This is a genomic window from Klebsiella sp. CN_Kp113, assembly GCF_040064585.1.
GTDB lineage: Bacteria > Pseudomonadota > Gammaproteobacteria > Enterobacterales > Enterobacteriaceae > Klebsiella > Klebsiella michiganensis.
The window spans coordinates 21,899-40,003 of record NZ_JBEAID010000015.1 but is presented as its reverse complement, the minus strand read 5'-3'; the positions used below and the strand labels follow the sequence as shown (position 1 = coordinate 40,003).

At 57.3% G+C, this 18,105-nt stretch carries 21 protein-coding genes; 12 read left to right on the top strand and 9 right to left on the bottom strand.

All coding sequences use genetic code 11. The features are described from left to right. The first annotated feature begins 13 nt into the window (after positions 1-13). The 3 genes from ABLV30_RS07680 to ABLV30_RS07670 are packed head-to-tail and all read left to right on the top strand — an operon-like array spanning position 14 to position 2,214. A complete protein-coding gene (locus tag ABLV30_RS07680; protein ID WP_009652369.1) occupies positions 14-664 on the top strand; it encodes a 3-keto-L-gulonate-6-phosphate decarboxylase UlaD in 651 nt (216 codons plus the stop codon). A gap of 9 nt (positions 665-673) precedes the next feature. After that, complete coding sequence (locus tag ABLV30_RS07675; protein ID WP_032697160.1) at positions 674-1,528, top strand: L-ribulose-5-phosphate 3-epimerase; 855 nt, start codon at positions 674-676, stop codon at positions 1,526-1,528. Next, complete coding sequence (locus ABLV30_RS07670; RefSeq protein ID WP_122116892.1) at positions 1,528-2,214, top strand: L-ribulose-5-phosphate 4-epimerase; 687 nt, start codon at positions 1,528-1,530, stop codon at positions 2,212-2,214. Before ABLV30_RS07675 ends, ABLV30_RS07670 begins: the two co-directional genes overlap by 1 nt. A 62-nt stretch (positions 2,215-2,276) precedes the next feature. Here ABLV30_RS07670 and ABLV30_RS07665 read toward each other — a convergent pair whose 3' ends face one another. After that, positions 2,277-3,470 carry an MFS transporter gene (locus ABLV30_RS07665; protein ID WP_025107629.1) on the bottom strand — a complete coding sequence of 398 codons (1,194 nt, stop codon included), beginning with the start codon at positions 3,468-3,470 and terminating at the stop codon, positions 2,277-2,279. 180 nt (positions 3,471-3,650) lie between these two features. Beyond that, entirely contained in the window at positions 3,651-3,926 is a 276-nt protein-coding gene (locus tag ABLV30_RS07660; protein ID WP_004098000.1) for a DUF1471 domain-containing protein, read from the bottom strand. 336 nt (positions 3,927-4,262) lie between these two features. Here ABLV30_RS07660 and rpsF point away from each other — a divergent pair, with 336 nt between their 5' ends. From rpsF to ABLV30_RS07635, 5 genes are all read left to right on the top strand, one after another. Beyond that, positions 4,263-4,658: a 30S ribosomal protein S6 gene (gene rpsF / locus ABLV30_RS07655; protein ID WP_004098001.1), complete on the top strand. Its 396-nt coding sequence runs from the start codon at positions 4,263-4,265 to the stop codon at positions 4,656-4,658. Between the two features lie 5 nt (positions 4,659-4,663). Beyond that, the gene (gene priB, locus ABLV30_RS07650) at positions 4,664-4,978 is read left to right on the top strand and encodes a primosomal replication protein N (RefSeq protein ID WP_004098002.1); all 315 of its coding nucleotides are present in this window, start codon (positions 4,664-4,666) and stop codon (positions 4,976-4,978) included. Between the two features lie 4 nt (positions 4,979-4,982). Then, positions 4,983-5,210, top strand: coding sequence for a 30S ribosomal protein S18 (gene rpsR / locus ABLV30_RS07645; RefSeq protein WP_000135199.1), 228 nt, complete (start codon positions 4,983-4,985; stop codon positions 5,208-5,210). A gap of 41 nt (positions 5,211-5,251) precedes the next feature. Continuing rightward, the gene (rplI, locus tag ABLV30_RS07640) at positions 5,252-5,701 is read left to right on the top strand and encodes a 50S ribosomal protein L9 (protein WP_004098003.1); all 450 of its coding nucleotides are present in this window, start codon (positions 5,252-5,254) and stop codon (positions 5,699-5,701) included. Between the two features lie 146 nt (positions 5,702-5,847). Next, complete coding sequence (locus ABLV30_RS07635; protein ID WP_265800839.1) at positions 5,848-6,798, top strand: DMT family transporter; 951 nt, start codon at positions 5,848-5,850, stop codon at positions 6,796-6,798. A 19-nt stretch (positions 6,799-6,817) separates the two neighbouring features. On the opposite strand, the gene ABLV30_RS07630 is transcribed toward ABLV30_RS07635, so the two are convergent. Then, entirely contained in the window at positions 6,818-7,474 is a 657-nt protein-coding gene (locus ABLV30_RS07630; protein ID WP_025107627.1) for a LysM-like peptidoglycan-binding domain-containing protein, read from the bottom strand. A gap of 451 nt (positions 7,475-7,925) precedes the next feature. Here ABLV30_RS07630 and fklB point away from each other — a divergent pair, with 451 nt between their 5' ends. Next, positions 7,926-8,546, top strand: coding sequence for an FKBP-type peptidyl-prolyl cis-trans isomerase (gene fklB / locus ABLV30_RS07625; protein WP_004871077.1), 621 nt, complete (start codon positions 7,926-7,928; stop codon positions 8,544-8,546). A 306-nt stretch (positions 8,547-8,852) separates the two neighbouring features. Beyond that, a complete protein-coding gene (gene cycA / locus ABLV30_RS07620; protein WP_004128150.1) occupies positions 8,853-10,256 on the top strand; it encodes a D-serine/D-alanine/glycine transporter in 1,404 nt (467 codons plus the stop codon). A gap of 114 nt (positions 10,257-10,370) precedes the next feature. Here cycA and ytfE read toward each other — a convergent pair whose 3' ends face one another. From ytfE to ABLV30_RS07600, 4 genes are all read right to left on the bottom strand, one after another. Next, a complete protein-coding gene (gene ytfE / locus ABLV30_RS07615; protein ID WP_014227630.1) occupies positions 10,371-11,033 on the bottom strand; it encodes an iron-sulfur cluster repair protein YtfE in 663 nt (220 codons plus the stop codon). Between the two features lie 82 nt (positions 11,034-11,115). Then, positions 11,116-12,087, bottom strand: a complete 972-nt coding sequence (locus tag ABLV30_RS07610; protein WP_004098010.1) for a DMT family transporter — start codon at positions 12,085-12,087, stop codon at positions 11,116-11,118. A 75-nt stretch (positions 12,088-12,162) separates the two neighbouring features. Beyond that, positions 12,163-12,987, bottom strand: a complete 825-nt coding sequence (locus ABLV30_RS07605; RefSeq protein WP_004098011.1) for an AraC family transcriptional regulator — start codon at positions 12,985-12,987, stop codon at positions 12,163-12,165. 80 nt (positions 12,988-13,067) lie between these two features. Beyond that, the gene (locus ABLV30_RS07600) at positions 13,068-13,916 is read right to left on the bottom strand and encodes an SDR family oxidoreductase (protein WP_014227633.1); all 849 of its coding nucleotides are present in this window, start codon (positions 13,914-13,916) and stop codon (positions 13,068-13,070) included. A gap of 90 nt (positions 13,917-14,006) precedes the next feature. On the opposite strand from ABLV30_RS07600, the gene ABLV30_RS07595 reads away from it, so the two are divergent. Continuing rightward, positions 14,007-14,384, top strand: coding sequence for a helix-turn-helix domain-containing protein (locus ABLV30_RS07595; RefSeq protein ID WP_004098015.1), 378 nt, complete (start codon positions 14,007-14,009; stop codon positions 14,382-14,384). Positions 14,385-14,436: 52 nt separating this feature from the next. On the opposite strand, the gene ABLV30_RS07590 is transcribed toward ABLV30_RS07595, so the two are convergent. Beyond that, the gene (locus ABLV30_RS07590; protein WP_049069025.1) at positions 14,437-16,380 is read right to left on the bottom strand and encodes a bifunctional 2',3'-cyclic-nucleotide 2'-phosphodiesterase/3'-nucleotidase; all 1,944 of its coding nucleotides are present in this window, start codon (positions 16,378-16,380) and stop codon (positions 14,437-14,439) included. Between the two features lie 191 nt (positions 16,381-16,571). Between ABLV30_RS07590 and cysQ the strand changes: the two genes are divergently transcribed. Then, positions 16,572-17,315: a 3'(2'),5'-bisphosphate nucleotidase CysQ gene (gene cysQ, locus ABLV30_RS07585; protein ID WP_004098019.1), complete on the top strand. Its 744-nt coding sequence runs from the start codon at positions 16,572-16,574 to the stop codon at positions 17,313-17,315. On the opposite strand, the gene ABLV30_RS07580 is transcribed toward cysQ, so the two are convergent. Further along, the gene (locus tag ABLV30_RS07580; RefSeq protein ID WP_025107624.1) at positions 17,305-17,862 is read right to left on the bottom strand and encodes a YtfJ family protein; all 558 of its coding nucleotides are present in this window, start codon (positions 17,860-17,862) and stop codon (positions 17,305-17,307) included. The genes cysQ and ABLV30_RS07580 overlap by 11 nt on opposite strands. Positions 17,863-18,105: the final 243 nt, after the last annotated feature.

Below are 18,105 nucleotides of genomic sequence, written 5' to 3'. Positions count from 1 at the left end.
AAGGAACACCAAAATGTCATTACCTATGTTGCAGGTTGCGCTCGATAACCAATCTATGTCTTCCGCGTATGAAACGACGCGCCTGATTGCCGATGAAGTGGACATTATTGAAGTCGGTACGATTCTCTGCGTGGCTGAGGGCGTACGCGCCGTTCGCGACCTGAAGGCGCTCTATCCCAACAAAATCGTGCTGGCGGACGCCAAAATCGCCGATGCCGGTAAAATTCTCTCCCGCATGTGCTTTGAAGCCAACGCCGACTGGGTCACCGTGATCTGCTGCGCGGACATCAACACCACCAAAGGCGCGCTGGACGTAGCGAAAGAGTTCAACGGCGACGTCCAGATCGAACTGACCGGCTACTGGACCTGGGAGCAGGCGCAGGAGTGGCGTGAAGCTGGCGTTCAGCAGGTGGTTTATCACCGCAGCCGCGATGCCCAGGCCGCCGGCGTAGCGTGGGGCGAGGCGGATATCAGCGCGATCAAACGCCTGTCCGGGATGGGCTTTAAAGTCACCGTCACCGGCGGCCTGGCGCTGGAGGATTTGCCGCTGTTCCAGGGGATTCCGATCCACGTCTTTATCGCCGGTCGCAGCATTCGCGACGCCGCTTCCCCGGTGGAAGCCGCGCGGCAGTTTAAACGTTCGATCGCCCAGCTGTGGGGCTAAGGAGCGGCTATGCTGTCGAAACCTATTCCGCTCGGCATCTATGAAAAAGCGCTCCCCGCCGGGGAGTGCTGGCTGGAACGTCTGCGGCTGGCTAAGGCGCTCGGTTTTGATTTCGTCGAAATGTCGGTCGATGAAACTGACGCCCGCCTGGCCCGGCTCGACTGGAGCCGGGAGCAGCGCTTCGCGCTGGTTAACGCGATTGCGGAAACCGGGGTGCGCGTGCCCTCAATGTGCCTGAGCGCCCATCGGCGCTTCCCGCTCGGTAGCGAAGACGACGCGGTACGGGCGCAGGGCCTGGAGATTATGCGCAAAGCGATTCGGCTGGCGCAGGACGTGGGGATTCGCGTAATCCAGCTGGCGGGCTACGACGTCTACTACCAGGAAGCCAATAACGAGACGCGCCGTCGTTTCCGCGATGGGCTAAAAGAGAGCGTTGAAATGGCCAGCCGCGCGCAGGTAACGCTGGCGATGGAAATTATGGACTACCCGCTGATGAACTCGATCAGCAAGGCGCTGGGCTACGCCCACTACCTGAATAATCCGTGGTTCCAGCTCTATCCGGACATCGGCAACCTTTCCGCCTGGGATAACGACGTACAGATGGAGCTTCAGGCCGGGATGGGGCATATCGTGGCGGTGCATATAAAAGACACGAAACCCGGCGTATTTAAAAACGTGCCGTTCGGTGAAGGCGTCGTCGATTTTGAACGTTGTTTCGAAACGCTCAAGCAGACGGGCTACTGCGGCCCGTATCTAATTGAAATGTGGAGCGAAACGACCGACGATCCCGCCGCCGAGGTCGCGAAAGCGCGCGATTGGGTGAAGGCTCGGATGGCCAGCGCCGGTCTGCTGGAGGTGGCATAATGCAAACGCTGAAACGGCAGGTTTTCGACGCCAATATGGATTTACCGCGCTACGGCCTGGTCACTTTTACCTGGGGTAACGTCAGCGCTATCGACCGCGAACGCGGGCTGGTGGCGATTAAGCCCAGCGGCGTCGCCTACGAGACCATGAAAGCGGACGATATGGTGGTCGTGGATCTCGAAGGGAACGTGGTGGAAGGACGCTATCGTCCTTCTTCCGATACCGCCACGCATCTGGCGCTGTATCGCCGCTATCTGAGCCTTGGCGGCGTGGTGCATACCCACTCGACGCACGCGACGGCCTGGGCGCAGGCGGGTCTGGCTATTCCCGCTCTGGGGACGACCCACGCGGACTACTTCTTTGGCGACATTCCCTGCACCCGGGCGTTAAGCGCGCAGGAAGTGGCGGAGGCTTATGAGCTGAACACGGGCCACGTGATTATCGAAACGCTGGGTGACGTTGAGCCGCTGCATACGCCGGGCATCGTGGTCTATCAGCACGGGCCTTTTGCCTGGGGCAAGGATGCGCACGATGCGGTGCATAACGCGGTGGTGATGGAAGAGGTGGCGCGGATGGCGTGGATTGCTCGCGCGATCAACCCGCAGCTGAAGCCCATCGATAGCTGGCTGATGGACAAGCATTTTATGCGCAAGCACGGGCCAGATGCCTATTACGGGCAAAAGTGAAACAGGTGCTCCGGAGCATTTCATCTTTATGATGAATCAACCGGTCTGCTCCGGAGCCATTTTTAGTTTTGCTGATAAGCCGACGGCATGCAGCGCATGCCAACCAGCGTCACAACGCAGATTATCGCGCCGGCGTAAAACGTCGAGGCGGCGCCCAGAACTTCCCACAGCACGCCCGCACCGGCGCTGGCCAGCAGCAGGGCGATGCCGCTCATCAGGTTGAACATCCCGAACGCTGTTCCGCGCAGTTCAGGCGGGGCGGTGTGCGCCACCATCGCCGCCAGCAGACCCTGCGTCATGCCCATATGAATACCCCACAGCGCGACGCCGGCTAAAAGCGTGCTCCAGTGGCTGCTGAGCGCCAGCACGATATCGGCGGCGATCAGCACCAGCAGGCCCCACTGCAGCATTCTGCTGTGGCTCATGCTGTCCGATAGTTTCCCGAATGGATAGGCGGTCAGGCTGTAAACCAGATTCATGGCGACCATCACCAGCGGAATAGCGAACAGCGGGATCGCCATCTGCTGGGCGCGCAGGACCAGAAAGGCTTCGCTGAAGCGGGCAAGGGTAAAAATCGAGCCGATAGCCACCACCCACCAGTAGGCGGCGGAAAGCTTCTTGAGATTCTCGCGGCGCAGGGGGTTAGTGCGTTTCTGGACGACCGCCGTCCTGGGCTCTTTTAATCCAAAGCCCAGTAAAGCGATAGAGAGAACGGCGGGGATCGCCGCGACCCAAAAAATAGACTGGAAATCGTTATCCCAGAGAAACATCAGCGCGACGGCAAGCAGCGGCCCCAGAAAAGCGCCGATGGTATCCAGCGACTGGCGCAGCCCGTAGGCGGCTCCGCGAATTTCCGGCGGGGTGACGTCGGCGACCAGCGCATCCCGCGGCGCGCCGCGTATCCCTTTGCCCACGCGGTCGATCATCCGGGCGCTAAACACCACGCCTGAGGTGGGCGCGATGGCGAAAAGAGGCTTGCTCAGCGCACCCAGGCCATAGCCGAGCAGCGCCAGCCCTTTACGCTTGCCGACATAATCGCTGATGACGCCGGAAAACACCTTCAGTATCAGCGCGGTGGCTTCCGCGACGCCTTCGATAATGCCGATAATAATGACGCTGGCTCCCAGCGTGGTGGCCATAAATAGAGGGAGCAGGCTGTGGATCATTTCCGAGGAAACATCCATCAGCAGGCTAACGCCGCCAAGAACCCAAACCCCTTTTGGGATACGGCTTAGCGTGGCAAAACGCGGAACCATGAAGCACTCCGGATAATCATGCGGTTAAAGAGTGATTAAATCAGGTTACGCTGGCGCTGATAAGTCACGAGAAAAAATAATTCTCAATTGCATTAAGGCGCGCTTGTGCGGGTATGACCGCCGGGCAATGCCATCGCTGGCTTCCCCCTGCAACGGGAAGAAGCCAACGATCCGGGAAAACTAGCGGTAAATGGCGGCACTGGCGTGAATGGCGCCGTCGCTTCCCGGTTCATGAATGAGGATCGGCTGGAAGTACTTCGCTCCCTGAGCATCGCTCTGCTGGCTAAGCGCCTGGTCGGCTTCCTGCTCGGTGGCGATGTTGTGGTTGATATAGATAACGCCGAGGCTCTGCACATCGTCCATGTTGCGGGCCTGGCGGGCATCGATTTTAATAGCAGCCAGCGCGTTGGCGCTCAACAAAAGTGCTGCCATCATGGTTATGAGGATGTATTTCATCACCTACCTCCTTATGACGCTCCTGACGTTCACCCGCTTCCCTGGGGTATGGATTGCTTCTGATCTAAGTGTAATCTCTGCCTGTCTGGCGTATCGCGACCATTTCTGATGCAGTTGTTCAAAAAATTGTCGCTTCCCCCGTTGATTAATTTTAAATCACCGGCTTAAGGCCACTTCGCGCTTAGTGCGAATTATTTGCACAATTCACTTGTCTTAAACCCCGCTCGCCCGTATTATGACGCGTCAATTTTTCAGCCGCCCTTTAACACGTTCCTTGCCTCCATGGGCCGCGGCTGACCCAGACAGGAGGCTGAATAATCCGTAAGGAGCAATTCGATGCGTCATTACGAAATCGTTTTTATGGTCCATCCTGACCAGAGCGAACAGGTTCCGGGCATGATCGAACGTTACACTGGTGCAATCACTGCAGCAGAAGGTACGATCCACCGTCTGGAAGACTGGGGCCGCCGTCAGCTGGCTTATCCGATCAACAAACTGCACAAAGCTCACTACGTTCTGCTGAACGTTGAAGCGCCGCAGGAAGCGATCGATGAGCTGGAAACTAACTTCCGCTTCAACGACGCCGTTATCCGCAGCATGGTAATGCGTACTAAGCACGCTGTTACCGAAGCATCTCCGATGGTTAAAGCGAAAGACGAGCGCCGTGAGCGTCGCGAAGATTTCGCCAACGAAACCGCAGATGATTCTGAAGCTGGGGATTCTGAAGAGTAATCCTGATGACCAACCGTCTGGAGCTGTCCGGCATTGTATGCAGGACTCCACTTCGTAAGGTCAGCCCGTCAGGAATTCCACACTGCCAGTTCGTGCTTGAGCATCGTTCGGTGCAGGAGGAAGCCGGTTTTCACCGGCAGGCATGGTGCCAGATGCCCGTGATAATCAGCGGACACCAGAACCAGGCCATTACTCACAGTATAACGGTCGGTAGCGCAGTAATCGTTCGAGGGTTCATCTCTTGCCACAAGGCAAAGAACGGCTTGAGCAAAATGGTTCTGCATGCCGAGCAGATTGAATTGATAGATTCTGGAGACTAGCCATATGGCACGTTATTTCCGTCGTCGCAAGTTCTGCCGTTTCACCGCGGAAGGCGTTCAAGAGATCGACTATAAAGATATCGCTACGCTGAAAAACTACATCACCGAAAGCGGTAAGATTGTCCCGAGCCGTATCACCGGTACCCGTGCAAAATATCAGCGTCAGCTGGCACGCGCTATCAAACGCGCTCGCTACCTGTCCCTGCTGCCGTACACTGATCGTCATCAGTAATCGGTCACGGTCCATTAATACGACTTTGAGAGGATAAGGTAATGCAAGTTATTCTGCTTGATAAAGTAGCAAACCTGGGTAGCCTGGGTGATCAGGTTAACGTTAAAGCGGGCTATGCTCGTAACTTCCTGGTACCACAGGGTAAAGCTGTTCCTGCTACCAAGAAAAACGTTGAATTCTTCGAAGCACGCCGTGCTGAACTGGAAGCCAAACTGGCCGAAGTTCTGGGCGCTGCTAACGCACGTGCTGAAGCAATCAACGCACTGGGCACCGTTACCATCGCGTCTAAATCTGGCGACGAAGGTAAACTGTTCGGTTCCATCGGTACTCGCGACATCGCTGACGCTGTAACTGCAGCTGGCGTTGCCGTTGCTAAGAGCGAAGTTCGTCTGCCGAACGGCGTTCTGCGCACCACCGGTGAGCACGAAGTGGACTTCCAGGTTCACAGCGAAGTTTTCGCTAAACTGGTTGTTAACGTTGTAGCTGAGTAATTTTTTACTCAACTCACGTCGAGACGCCGGCCTTGTGCCGGCGTTTTGCTTTTCTGTCTTTGTCGAATCTTTTCCTGGTATGGTGGCTATTCTTAGCAACTTTCTGGATAATAAAATAAAACACTATTTTATTTCTGGTGAAGTGAATGGACGCACCCTCGATTTTTTCCCGCAAGAAAGTGGCTTATGCCTGCGCAACCCTCTGCTGTCTGCTGTGGGGAAGCTCCTATCCGGCGATTAAAAGCGGCTATGAACTGTTTCAGATTGCCACTGATGATGTGCCGTCTAAAAGCGTCTTTGCTGGCTATCGCTTTCTGTTTGCCGGCGCGCTGCTGCTGCTCTTCGCGCTGGTGCAGCGTAAGCCGATTGCCCGCTTGAATCCCCGTCAGTGCGGGCAACTGGCGATACTTGGCGTCACGCAAACCTCTATCCAGTACGTTTTCTTCTACGTTGGCCTGGCGTTTACCACCGGCGTGAAGGGATCGATTATGAACGCCACCGGTACCTTCTTCAGCGTTCTGCTGGCGCACTTTATCTATCAGAATGACAGGCTGAGCTACAACAAAGCCATCGGCTGTATTGTCGGCTTTGCCGGCGTAATGCTGGTGAACGTTAATCGTTCATTGAGCGATTTTAGCTTTGTCTGGCAGGGTGACGGCTTTGTGGTGCTGGCGGCGTTTATCCTGTCGGCGGCGACGCTGTACGGGAAGCGCATTTCGCAGACGGTTGACCCGACGGTGATGACCGGCTGGCAGCTGGCGTTTGGCGGCCTGGTACTGGTCGGCGGCGGCTATCTGACCGGCGGCACCCTTGAGGTTCACAGCGCCGCTGCTGCGCTGGTTCTGGCTTATTTGACGCTGCTCTCTTCCATCGCCTTTGCGCTATGGAGCGTGCTGCTCAAGCATAACCGGGTGAGCATGATTGCGCCGTTCAACTTTGTGGTCCCGGTCGCCGGCACCGTACTGTCGGCCATCTTCCTCGGCGAGAATATTCTTGAACTGAAATATGCGGTTGCGCTGGCGCTGGTGTGCGCCGGGATCTGGTGGGTGAATAAGCCGGGGACAACATCCGGGAAATCGCCACAGCAGGCCGGGTAAGCTACCCGGCCGTGAGGCCTTAACGGACGCGAATAAAGCTGCCGTTCGACTGGCGGGTAAATAGCACCTGCTGGCCGCCGCCGGTATCGATAGTCAGCCCGGTGACCACGCCGCTGGCGTTCTGACGGATCTGGACCGTCTGCCCGGTCTGCAGTGAGCTTAGCGGTTTACCGGCGCCTTCCACCTGGGCCATGGCGTAAACGTCGGTCGGCGGCAGGTTGTGGTCGCGGAACAGCTGCGCGAGAGTTTTCCCCGATTCAATACGGTAGGTCCGCCACTGCTGCTCGATGCCGGGAGTCGACTGCGGCTCCTGATAAGGCTGAGATGCGGTCTGCTGCGGCTGATCCGGCTGCTCATCCTGAATCGGCTCCGGTGCGACCGGCGCCACCTGATCGGCATCGTTGACCGGCGGCGTGTTGGTGATGGGCGGCAGCGGGACCGCCTGATTGCCGGAAGAGGGCTGCGACTGGGATTGCAGGTTGAGATTCGCCTCGCGGCTGGCCTGAACCGGGCTGCTGTTATCCTCGGAAGGGAGCAGAACGCCGATAATTACCAGCAGCGCCCCGGCAATGATGCCGCGGCGGTGCATCGGCGGTAGCGGATCCATGAGGCGAAAATGATCCGGGGCGTGCCAGATCTTCGCCAGGGTAGATGTCAGTTCAAAGCGCCCGGGCATGGCTTTCCTCCTGCTCCGCATATTTTTATCCTGTAAATAAAGTATATACCCTAAATAATTTAAGTCGCAGGACAAGGTTTGCCTTGAACAGCGCTTGCGCTGGCCCCGTAGGGGCGAGGCCGCAGGCCGAGTAACGCGGCAAGTCAGTAAGTTCCCAGGAGCATAGATAACTATGTGACTGGGGCGCGCTGGCGAAGCCAACGCTCCTGCAACTTAAAGTATGACGGGTATAGATGGCTAACTTCCTGAAGGACGAGACAAAGCTATGTTTCGTGAGGTTAACCTTATCTCTCTATTGTTTCTGTTTCCCTTAGATTTGTCATCATCCAGGCGACAAAGTTTTACCCGTCGTGCTATGGCTGATATGCTTCCCACCTCTTTTCTCCGCTCGCCGCCTTTCGCAATTTGAAGGCCCGGGAGCATGAGAATCCCCACCAAAAAAGGAACAAAGATGGCAACCCCAACTTTTGACACGATCGAAGCACAGGCAAGTTACGGTATCGGCTTGCAGGTTGGACAACAGCTGAGCGAATCTGGCCTGCAGGGGCTGCTGCCGGAAGCGCTGGTCGCGGGTATTGCTGACGCGCTGGAAGGTCAACAGCCGCAGGTGCCGGTGGAAGCCGTTCACCGCGCGCTGCGCGAAATCCACGAACGCGCTGACGCCGTGCGTCGCGAGCGTTTCCAGGAAATGGCCGCGGATGGTGAGAAATACCTGGAAGAAAACCGCGAGCGCGAAGGCGTGAACAGCACCGAGTCTGGCCTGCAGTTCCGCGTTCTGACCCAGGGCGAAGGCCCGATCCCGGCGCGTACTGATCGCGTTCGCGTTCACTACACCGGCAAACTGATCGACGGCACCGTCTTCGATAGCTCCGTTGCGCGCGGCGAACCGGCTGAATTCCCGGTGACCGGGGTGATCGGCGGCTGGATTGAAGCGCTGACCCTGATGCCGGTGGGTTCCAAATGGGAACTGACGATTCCGCACAGCCTGGCCTACGGCGAGCGCGGCGCGGGCGCATCCATTCCTCCGTTCAGCACCCTGATTTTTGAAGTTGAACTGCTGGATATTATCTAAACAGCAGGTGCTTCCTCTCCCGTACGGGGGAGGGGGCCGCTTTAAATAGTGTAAAACCCTTAAGTTGAGCGTTTGGTGGAGCTTTATATTGCATATCTGCTTAATGGGTGTATTTTTGTGAGCTGTTTCGCGTAACCGTAGTGATATAACACTCACTTTAAACATAAAATTAACATTATATCTAAATCATAGTATTCATCCCTCCGATTCTTACCTAATATCGATAAACCCTCGTTCCGGGGTTAATACGAATGAAGGGCCAGTAGAGCCCGAACAACACAGACAGGTACAACAGGAAAAAATCACATGGTAGATCAGGTAAAAGTCGCTGCCGACGAACAGGCTCCGACTGAACAATCGCTGCGGCGAAATCTCACTAACCGGCATATTCAGCTTATTGCTATCGGTGGTGCGATTGGCACCGGGCTGTTTATGGGCTCAGGCAAAACCATCAGCCTTGCCGGGCCGTCAATTATTTTTGTTTATATGATCATCGGCTTTATGCTGTTTTTCGTCATGCGCGCCATGGGCGAACTGCTGCTGTCGAATCTCGAATACAAGTCGTTCAGCGATTTTGCCGCCGACCTGCTGGGCCCCTGGGCAGGCTATTTTACCGGCTGGACCTACTGGTTCTGCTGGGTGGTAACCGGGATGGCGGACGTGGTGGCAATCACCGCCTACGCGCAGTTCTGGTTCCCGGGACTCTCCGACTGGGTCGCCTCGCTGGCGGTCATCCTGCTGCTGCTGGGCCTTAACCTCGCCACCGTGAAGATGTTCGGCGAGATGGAGTTCTGGTTTGCGATGATCAAAATTGTCGCTATCGTGGCGCTGATTGTCGTCGGCCTGGTGATGGTGATGATGCACTTCCAGTCACCGACCGGCGTAGAAGCCTCTTTCGCCCATCTGTGGAATGACGGCGGCTGGTTCCCGAAAGGCATCAGCGGATTCTTTGCCGGCTTCCAGATAGCGGTCTTCGCCTTTGTGGGCATCGAACTGGTGGGAACCACGGCGGCGGAAACCAAAGATCCTGAGAAATCCCTGCCGCGGGCGATTAACTCGATTCCAATCCGCATCATTATGTTCTACGTCTTTGCGCTGATCGTGATTATGTCAGTGACGCCGTGGAGCTCCGTCGTGCCGTCAAAGAGCCCGTTCGTTGAGCTGTTTGTGCTGGTCGGGCTGCCGGCGGCGGCAAGCCTGATCAACTTCGTGGTGCTGACCTCGGCGGCCTCTTCCGCTAACAGCGGCGTGTTCTCCACCAGCCGTATGCTGTTCGGTCTGGCGCAGGACGGACAGGCGCCGAAAATGTTCGCCAAGCTGTCGAAGCGCGCGGTACCGGCAAAAGGCCTGACCTTCTCCTGTATGTGTCTGCTGGGCGGCGTAGTCATGCTGATGGTCAATCCAAGCGTGATCGCGGCGTTTACCATGATTACCACGGTGTCGGCGATCCTGTTTATGTTCGTCTGGACGATTATCCTGTGCTCGTATCTGGCCTATCGCAGAAAGCGTCCGCAGCTGCATGAGCAGTCCAAATATAAGATGCCGCTGGGCAAACTGATGTGCTGGGTGTGCATGGCATTCTTCGTCTTTGTGCTGGTCCTGCTGACGCTGGAAGCCGATACCCGCGAAGCGCTGATGGTGACCCCGCTGTGGTTTGTGCTGCTCGGCGCGGGCTGGCTGTTTGCCGGCAAGAAGCGCCTGGCGAAATAAAAAATCTTCGGCAGCGGTTTTTAACGTTGCTTGCAACGGTCCGTCATAAAAAAGGCCACCCGGGGTGGCCAATAAGACTGACAATGTCGAGGGCGCCTGCGGGCGCCTTTTTATTTACTTTCCGGCGAGGGCACGCGGGAACAGTACGTTATTTTCAAGGCTGATGTGCTCCATCAGGTCATCAATCAGCTCGTTGATGCCGTTGTACATCGCTTTCCAGGTAGTGCAGGCTTCCGCCGGCGGCGTCACGTTCTGCGTGATGTGCTTGATCACCTCCAGCAGCTCGCCCGCTTCATCATGCTCGCTTTCCATGACGCTGATAGGACCGCCGGCCTGCGTTCCCATGCCCTGTTTGATCATCGGGAACAGAATCTGCTCCTCTTTCATCATATGGCTGGAAAGCTCCTGGTGCAGCATGGTCAGATACTTGGTTAAGCCTTTCGGAACGTTGGGCTTGTCGGCGTGAACGCGCTCGACTTTAGTGGCCTGTAAAATCAGCTCCGGCAGCTGCTCGCGATGCCGGTCGTGATAGCGAACGATAATGTGATCGATGATTTCCGCATAGGGCGCAGCCCGCCAGTCGCGCTCTACCGGCTCTTCCGCCAGTTTGGCCAGCTCGGCTTCAATCACCGCGACGTCCAGCTCTTTGCGAGACGCCGCGCGCTCCAGCGTCTGTTTGCCGCCGCAGCAGTAGTCCATATCGTATTGACGGAACAGCGCGGAGGCGCGCGGAATCGTCAGCGCCAGCTCGCCTAAAGGTTGGTCACGGAAAGCCATAGCAGTTACCTCGTCATCAAGAATATAAGTTGTATTTTAAATGCATCTTATGTTCCTGGGAATACCCCTTTAGGATACCAGGCTATTTTTTCTCGCTGACCAGCTCCTGCAGCGCGGGCTTTTCCGGGCGGGCACGCACGGCGGACACCACGCCGAGCACCAGCAGCAGGATACCGCTGAAGGTGAGAAGCGGGGGCAGGCTCTGGCGCAGAATAAAGGTATACAGCAGTCCGGCAAGGGTTTCGAAGACGATCAGCGGCCCGAGGATCACCGTTGGCAGACGCTGGCTGGCAACGTTCCAGCACCACGCGCCGACCCATGAACAGAAGATAGCAATCGCCAGCATCAGGGTGACAAACACCGCCGGGCGCGGGCCGAAGGGGAGCGGAAAGTCCGCGTGCTGGCCGTGCAGCCACCCGCAGGCGATAAGGTATCCGGCCAGGGATACCGGCAGGGTCACCAGCGCCTGCGCGGTGGCCCACATCATCGGCGGTTTATCCGGATTTTCCCGCAGCCAGCGGGCGTTGCGCAGCGCGTACCAGGCCCAGCACACCACCGAGATCAGCGCCAGCGCGATACCGGAGCCGTAGCGCCACGGGCTGAAATCGGGTAAGCCCTGATGCAGCTCGGCGATATTGACGCACGCCAGGCCGAGGGCAATACAGACCAGCGCCGGGAACAGGCGTCGCCACGGCAGCTTGCCGTCGCGCTGGCTATAGAGCAGGTTGGCGAAAACCGGCAGCACGACCGGCAGGGTGCCGATAATCATCGTCGATACCGGCGCGCCGGTACGCTGAATCGCGCTGGCCAGGCAGACGTAATAGATTAAGTTGCCCATCATGGTCAGCCCCAGCGCCGTCCACCAGTCTTTCCCGGTGAGCTGGCGCAGCCGCGCGCGGCCCAGCCAGGCCAGCGGCAGGGCGATCAGCCCCAGCGCCAGATAGCGCCCCATCGACTGTAAAACCGCCGGGTATTCCGGCACCAGTAAAGGACCCACGAATATCAATCCCCACATCAGCCCTGCCAGCAGGGCGTACAGCACACCACTAATCATCACGCTTTCCATTACTCTTTTCGTTGGCGACAGTGTAGGCGAGGCAAAAGCGGGAATATTGTATGAGGTTGCGCATTAGCGCGGGAGAACCTGCTTTTGATAACGCACCGGCGTAATGCCGTAGCGGCGGGTGAACGCGCGGGTCAGGTGCGACTGGTCGGTCAGCCCGGCGGCGAGAGCGACGTCGGCGGCGGGCATGCCGTGCGTGAGAAACGCTTTAGCGCGCCACAGGCGAATCGCCATCAGCATCTGGTGCGGCGTAACGTGGAAGTGCGCTTTGAACTGGCGCTGGAAATGGTATGGGCTCAGCGCCGCCACCTGCGCCAGCTCATCAAGGGTCACCGTACGCATATAGTTATCGTGCAGATAGTCGCGCACCCGCTCGAAGCGGTGGCGGGCTTCGGGCAGCGCAGCGGCGTGATGGGCAAACGGGCGGAAGGTATCGATCAAATCCAGCAGCAGCCCCTGCTGCGCCAGCGGATCGTCAGTATGCCACAGGCCGTAGATGAGATTGCCGATTTGCCGGGAGCGCAGGGGATCCTGACGCACCACCTCGCTGAACCACCAGTGGCGCACGCCGGTCACCTCTTCCAGCGTATCCGGGTCGAGATAAATCATCCGATAGCGCCAGCCGTCGGCGGTCTCCGCCTCGCCGGTGTGCAGCTCATCGGGGTTCATGGTGACGATCGAGTTAACCGAAGCCACGTGCTGGCTGCCGCGATAGCGAAAACGCTCGGCGCCAAGCTCGATCGCGCCGATACCAAAAGCTTCATGGGTGTGCGGTTCAAAGGCGTAGCGGGAGATATGGGCATGGTACAGCTCAACGCCGGGCAGCTGCGCCAGATGGCGAAAGCGCGCGCTGTCTCTTTCATCACTGAACTGTTCTGGTACGCCTTGCATGCGATAACTCCCGACGGACATCCGTGCATTATTGAGGATGGCCCGCCGGGATGCTACAAAAATTAACCACTATGTAACAGTTACAGAATGCCTTTGACGCTCTCTGCCAGCGTCGTGGTTGGGCGACCGATGAGCTTACTCAGGGTGCGGCTATCGTCGAACAGACCGCCTTTGGACGCGCCGGTATCAGAATCCGCCAGCATGTCAGCCAGGCCAGCGGGCAGGCCTACGCCCTTCAGCGCGGCGGCGAAGTCGGCTTCGCTGAGGTTTTGATACACCACGTTTTTACCGCTTTGTTTGCTCAGCTCAGCGGCTAGTTCGCTGAGGGTCCACGCTTCATCGCCCGCCAGCTCGTACACTTTTCCGGCATGGCCCTCTTCGGCGATAACGCGAGCGGCGGCGGCGGCGTAGTCCGCGCGGGTGGCGGAGGCGATTTTGCCGTTACCGGCCGCGCCGATAAATACGCCATGTTCAATCGACGGCGGCGCGCTGGCAAGGTAGTTTTCGGTGTACCAGCCGTTGCGCAGCAGGGCATACGCAATGCCGGAGTCGGCGAGCATTTTCTCGGTGGCGATATGCTCATCCGCCAGCCCCAGCGGGGAGGTATCGGCGTGCAGCAGGCTGGTGTAGGCGATAAATTTCACGCCGGCGGCTTTCGCCGCGTTAATCACGTTGCGGTGCTGGACGGCGCGCTGGCCGACTTCGCTGGACGAGATCAGCAGCAGTTTGTCCACGCCCTGCAGGGCGGCGGTCAGCGCGGCTTCATCGCTGTAGTCGGCCTGACGAACCACTACGCCCTTTTGGCTCAGCGATTCAGCCTTCGCCGGGTTGCGCACGATAGCCACAACCTGGCCTGCGGGGACGGTAGTTAACAGATTTTCCAGGACGTGCTGGCCAAGCTGGCCGGTTGCGCCGGTAATTGCGATCATAGGTCTTCTCCTTCGTGTTCATTGGCAGTTGTGGTAAGCTAACACCTTAACTAACTTTTAGTAAGTACGTACAAAAAGGTAAGTGTGAATATGGCGAATCTGACGCTGAGCGAGCAGCTACGCAACGGCAACCTGTTTGCCGAACAGTGCCCCTCGCGGGAAGTGCTCAAGCACGTGACCAGCCGCTGGGGCGTACTGATTTTGGTGTCCCTGCGCGATGGCACCCATCGGTTTAGCGATCTGCGGCGTAAGATCGGCGGCGTCAGCGAAAAGATGCTGGCCCAGTCGCTCCAGGCGCTGGAGCAGGATGGCTTTCTTAACCGCGTGTCGTACCCGGTGGTACCGCCGCACGTTGAATATAGTCTGACTCCGCTCGGTGAGCAGGTGAGCGAGAAGGTGGCGGCGCTGGCGGACTGGATTGAGCTGAACCTGCCCGCGGTTCTGGCGAACCACGAACAGGTAGCCTGAGGATGATGTCAGGATAGCCCCGGTAAGCGCAGCACAACCGGGGAACCGGCAATTATTTACTCAAATCCAGCTGATAAATGGCAAAGCCGATATCGTCGGTAGCCACCTGGCGCATCGGGTATTGCGCTTTCTCTTTGATAAACGCCGCGGCCTTATCGCCCGGTGAGGTTTCAAAGCGAATATCCAGCGGTACGGTGCTGTGGATCGGCGCCAGGCGCCAGTTGTTATCCGCCGCCGGATGGATCTCGCCGTTTTTCTTCGACTCCGCGCCAATCCACGCCGCCAGCACCGAGCGGTTTTCATCCGGCGAGGCGAACGCGATATGATCCTCGCCGGTGCCCTGGAATTTACCGCCGTAAGCGCGGTAGTTATTGGTCGCGACGAGGAAAGTGGCGTTCGGATCGATTGGCTTGCCGTTAAAGGTCAGGTTTTTAATTCGCTCGGCCTGCGGATTAACGGGCTGACATTCGCCGTCATAGCGCGCCGGCTGGGTGATATCGATCTGGTAGTTCACGCCATCGATGACATCGAAGTTGTAGGTGCGAAAGCCGTCCCAGTTAATCAGCGACTGCGGCTTGCTGCTGCCGGGGTCAATCTGATTGAACTGCCCGGCGGAGCACTCCAGCCACTCTTTAACCTCTTTACCGCTGACTTTCATCACCACCAGGGTGTTGGGATACAGGTAGAGGTCGGCGGCGTTGCGGAAGGTGAGCTGCCCTTTTTCCACTTCAACAAAGCTGGCGGGGTCATTTTTGCGTCCGCCGACTTTAAACGGCGCGGCGGCGGAGAGTACCGGTAGTTTCGCCAGATCCGGGTCGCCCTGAATATAGTGCTCAACGTAGGCCTTCTGGGCCATATTGACCACCTGTACGGTCGGATCGTCCTGCACCAGCGCCAGATAGCTGTACATATTGTCCGAGGATTGACCAATCGGTTTGCCGACAAACTCGCGGGTGGCGTCATGGTCGGCTTTTAGTACCGCCACCATGTTGCTGTCTTCTGCCGCCAGCGATTTCTTCGCCACCGAGTCGTAGATCGGCCGCGCTTCGGCTTTCGCTGCGCTGACCTGCCATTTACCGCTGTCGTTGTTCAGAACCAGATCGACCACCCCAAGGTGATCGCCCCACATGCCCGGCATCACTGCCGGTACGCCGTTCAGCGTACCTTTCGCGATATCTGCGCCTTTGATACCGGCAAAATCTTTGCTCGGGAAGACGGCGTGCGCGTGGCCGAACATAATGGCATCGACCCCAGGCACCTGGCTTAAATAGTAAACGGAGTTCTCCGCCATGGCCTGATACGGGTCGGCGGAAAGGCCGGAGTGGGCAATGACCACCACCACGTCCGCGCCTTTCTCACGCATTTCCGGGACAAACTTGCGCGCGGTGGCGGTAATGTCATTGACGGTGACTTTGCCGCTGAGATTGGCTTTATCCCAGGTCATAATCTGTGGCGGTACGAAGCCGATATAGCCAATGCGCAGGGTCTGAGTTTTGCCGTCGCTATCCTGTACCTGGGTATCCTGAATCAGATAAGGCGTAAACATCGGTTGGCCGGTTTTGGCGTCAATAATATTGGCGTTCACGTAGGGGAATTTTGCCCCGGCCAGCGCTTTGTGCAGGAAGTCGAGCCCGTAGTTAAACTCGTGGTTGCCGAGGTTACCTACGACATAATCCAGGGTATTCATCGCCTTGTAGACCGGGTGAACATCGCCTTCTTTCAGTCCCTTCGCCGCCATATAGTCGCCCAGCGGGCTGCCCTGAATAACGTCGCCGTTATCGACCAGCACGCTGTTTTTGGCTTCCTGGCGCGCTTTCTCAATCAGGGTTGCGGTGCGCACCAGGCCAAATTTTTCCGTGGCGCTGTCTTTGTAATAGTCAAAGTCCATCATATTACTGTGCAGATCGGTGGTTTCCATGATCCGCAAATCGACCGTCGCCGCATTTACGCTGGCGGCGATCAGCGTGGCCAGCAGCGTTGCGCTAAACTTAATCATCAGTGGCGTCCTTTTTTATGAGCAATGGCACAGAAGAAAATGTATTTACATTCTGTTGCTTACAGAAATGTGAATCATGCCAGAAAAGCGGTGAAGGAAACCGCCATCGTTATCACAGATAGCGGAACTCACAATGATGCGATATAAATAAAACAACGAGTTAACGCCACTGTAACCAGACGAGGTGGAGAATGTTAGAACAAGTATGTCAGCTAGCACGGAACGCGGGCGATGCCATCATGGAAGTTTACGATGGAAAACAGCCGATGGACGTTGCCAGCAAGAAGGACGATTCTCCGGTCACGGCCGCGGATATTGCGGCACACAAGGTGATTATCAGCGGCCTGCTGGCGCTGACGCCCGATATTCCGGTTCTGTCGGAAGAGGACCCGCCGGCCTGGGAGGTACGCCAGCACTGGCAGCGCTACTGGCTGGTGGACCCGCTGGACGGCACCAAAGAGTTTATCAAGCGCAACGGCGAGTTTACCGTCAATATCGCCTTGATTGAAAACGGGAAGCCGATCCTTGGCGTGGTCTACGCGCCGGTGATGAAGGTGATGTACAGCGCGGAAAAGGGCAAAGCGTGGAAAGAGGAGTGCGGCGTTCGCAAGCAGATTCAGGTCCGCGATGCGCGTCCGCCGCTGGTGGTGATTAGCCGCTCCCACGGCAATGACCCGGAGCTGCAGGAGTATCTGGAGCAGCTTGGCGAACACCAGACCACCTCAATCGGTTCATCGCTGAAGTTCTGTCTGGTCGCCGAAGGGCAGGCCCAGCTTTATCCGCGCTTCGGGCCGACCTCCACCTGGGACACCGCGGCCGGTCATGCGGTCGCCAGCGCCGCCGGGGCGCACGTTCACGACTGGCAGGGGCGTACCCTTGATTACACGCCGCGTGAATCGTTCCTCAACCCCGGCTTCCGGGTCTCTATTTATTGAGCAGCTTGTGCAGCAGGGCAACCACCTGCTGCACCTCTTCCTGGCTAAGCGCGCCGTCTTTAGCCCACTGTACGCGGCCGTCTTTATCCAGCACCACGATGGCCGAACTCTCTTCATTAAGCTGCCACGCTTTGCGGACCACACCGTTGCTGTCGACGATAAACTGCGACCAGGGGTAGAGCTGCTTGTTGCTCTCAATACTGCTGCGGACAAACATGCCTGAACCCGGGATAGCGTCATCGGTATTGACGATTGTGGTGGTTTGATAGCGATCGTGCGGGAGCTTCGCGCTTTTAATCGCTTCAATCAGGGTCGCGTTTTTTTCTTTTGCCGACGAGCGCCCGGCAATATGCTGCACGACGCGCACTTTCCCCACCAGCTGCGCGCTATTCCAGCTTTTATAGCTAAACTTATCGTTGCTCAGTACCAGCTCCCCCCGATCCGCGACGCCGACCGGCGCAACGCGCTGACCATCGACAAAGTTATGCGCCGACGCCATCAGCGGGAACAGGAGACATGAAACGGCCAGTAATCTACGTAGGGTCATGGTGTTTCCTTTTATTATCTGTGCAGGTGATCCGACCACTTGGTCTGCTTTAATCATAAGTGCGATTTATGGGCATTACCCGCAATGATGGTGCCAGTTTGCGTGTTGACGCACAATTCCGTCTAAAATCGGCGACTTATACTACCTTCATCGGATGCCTGAAACGAAAACTCTGAATTATTGTCATCATAAGGTAAATAAACTTATACAAACTGGGTATCACTCAGATTCTGGACTATAGTT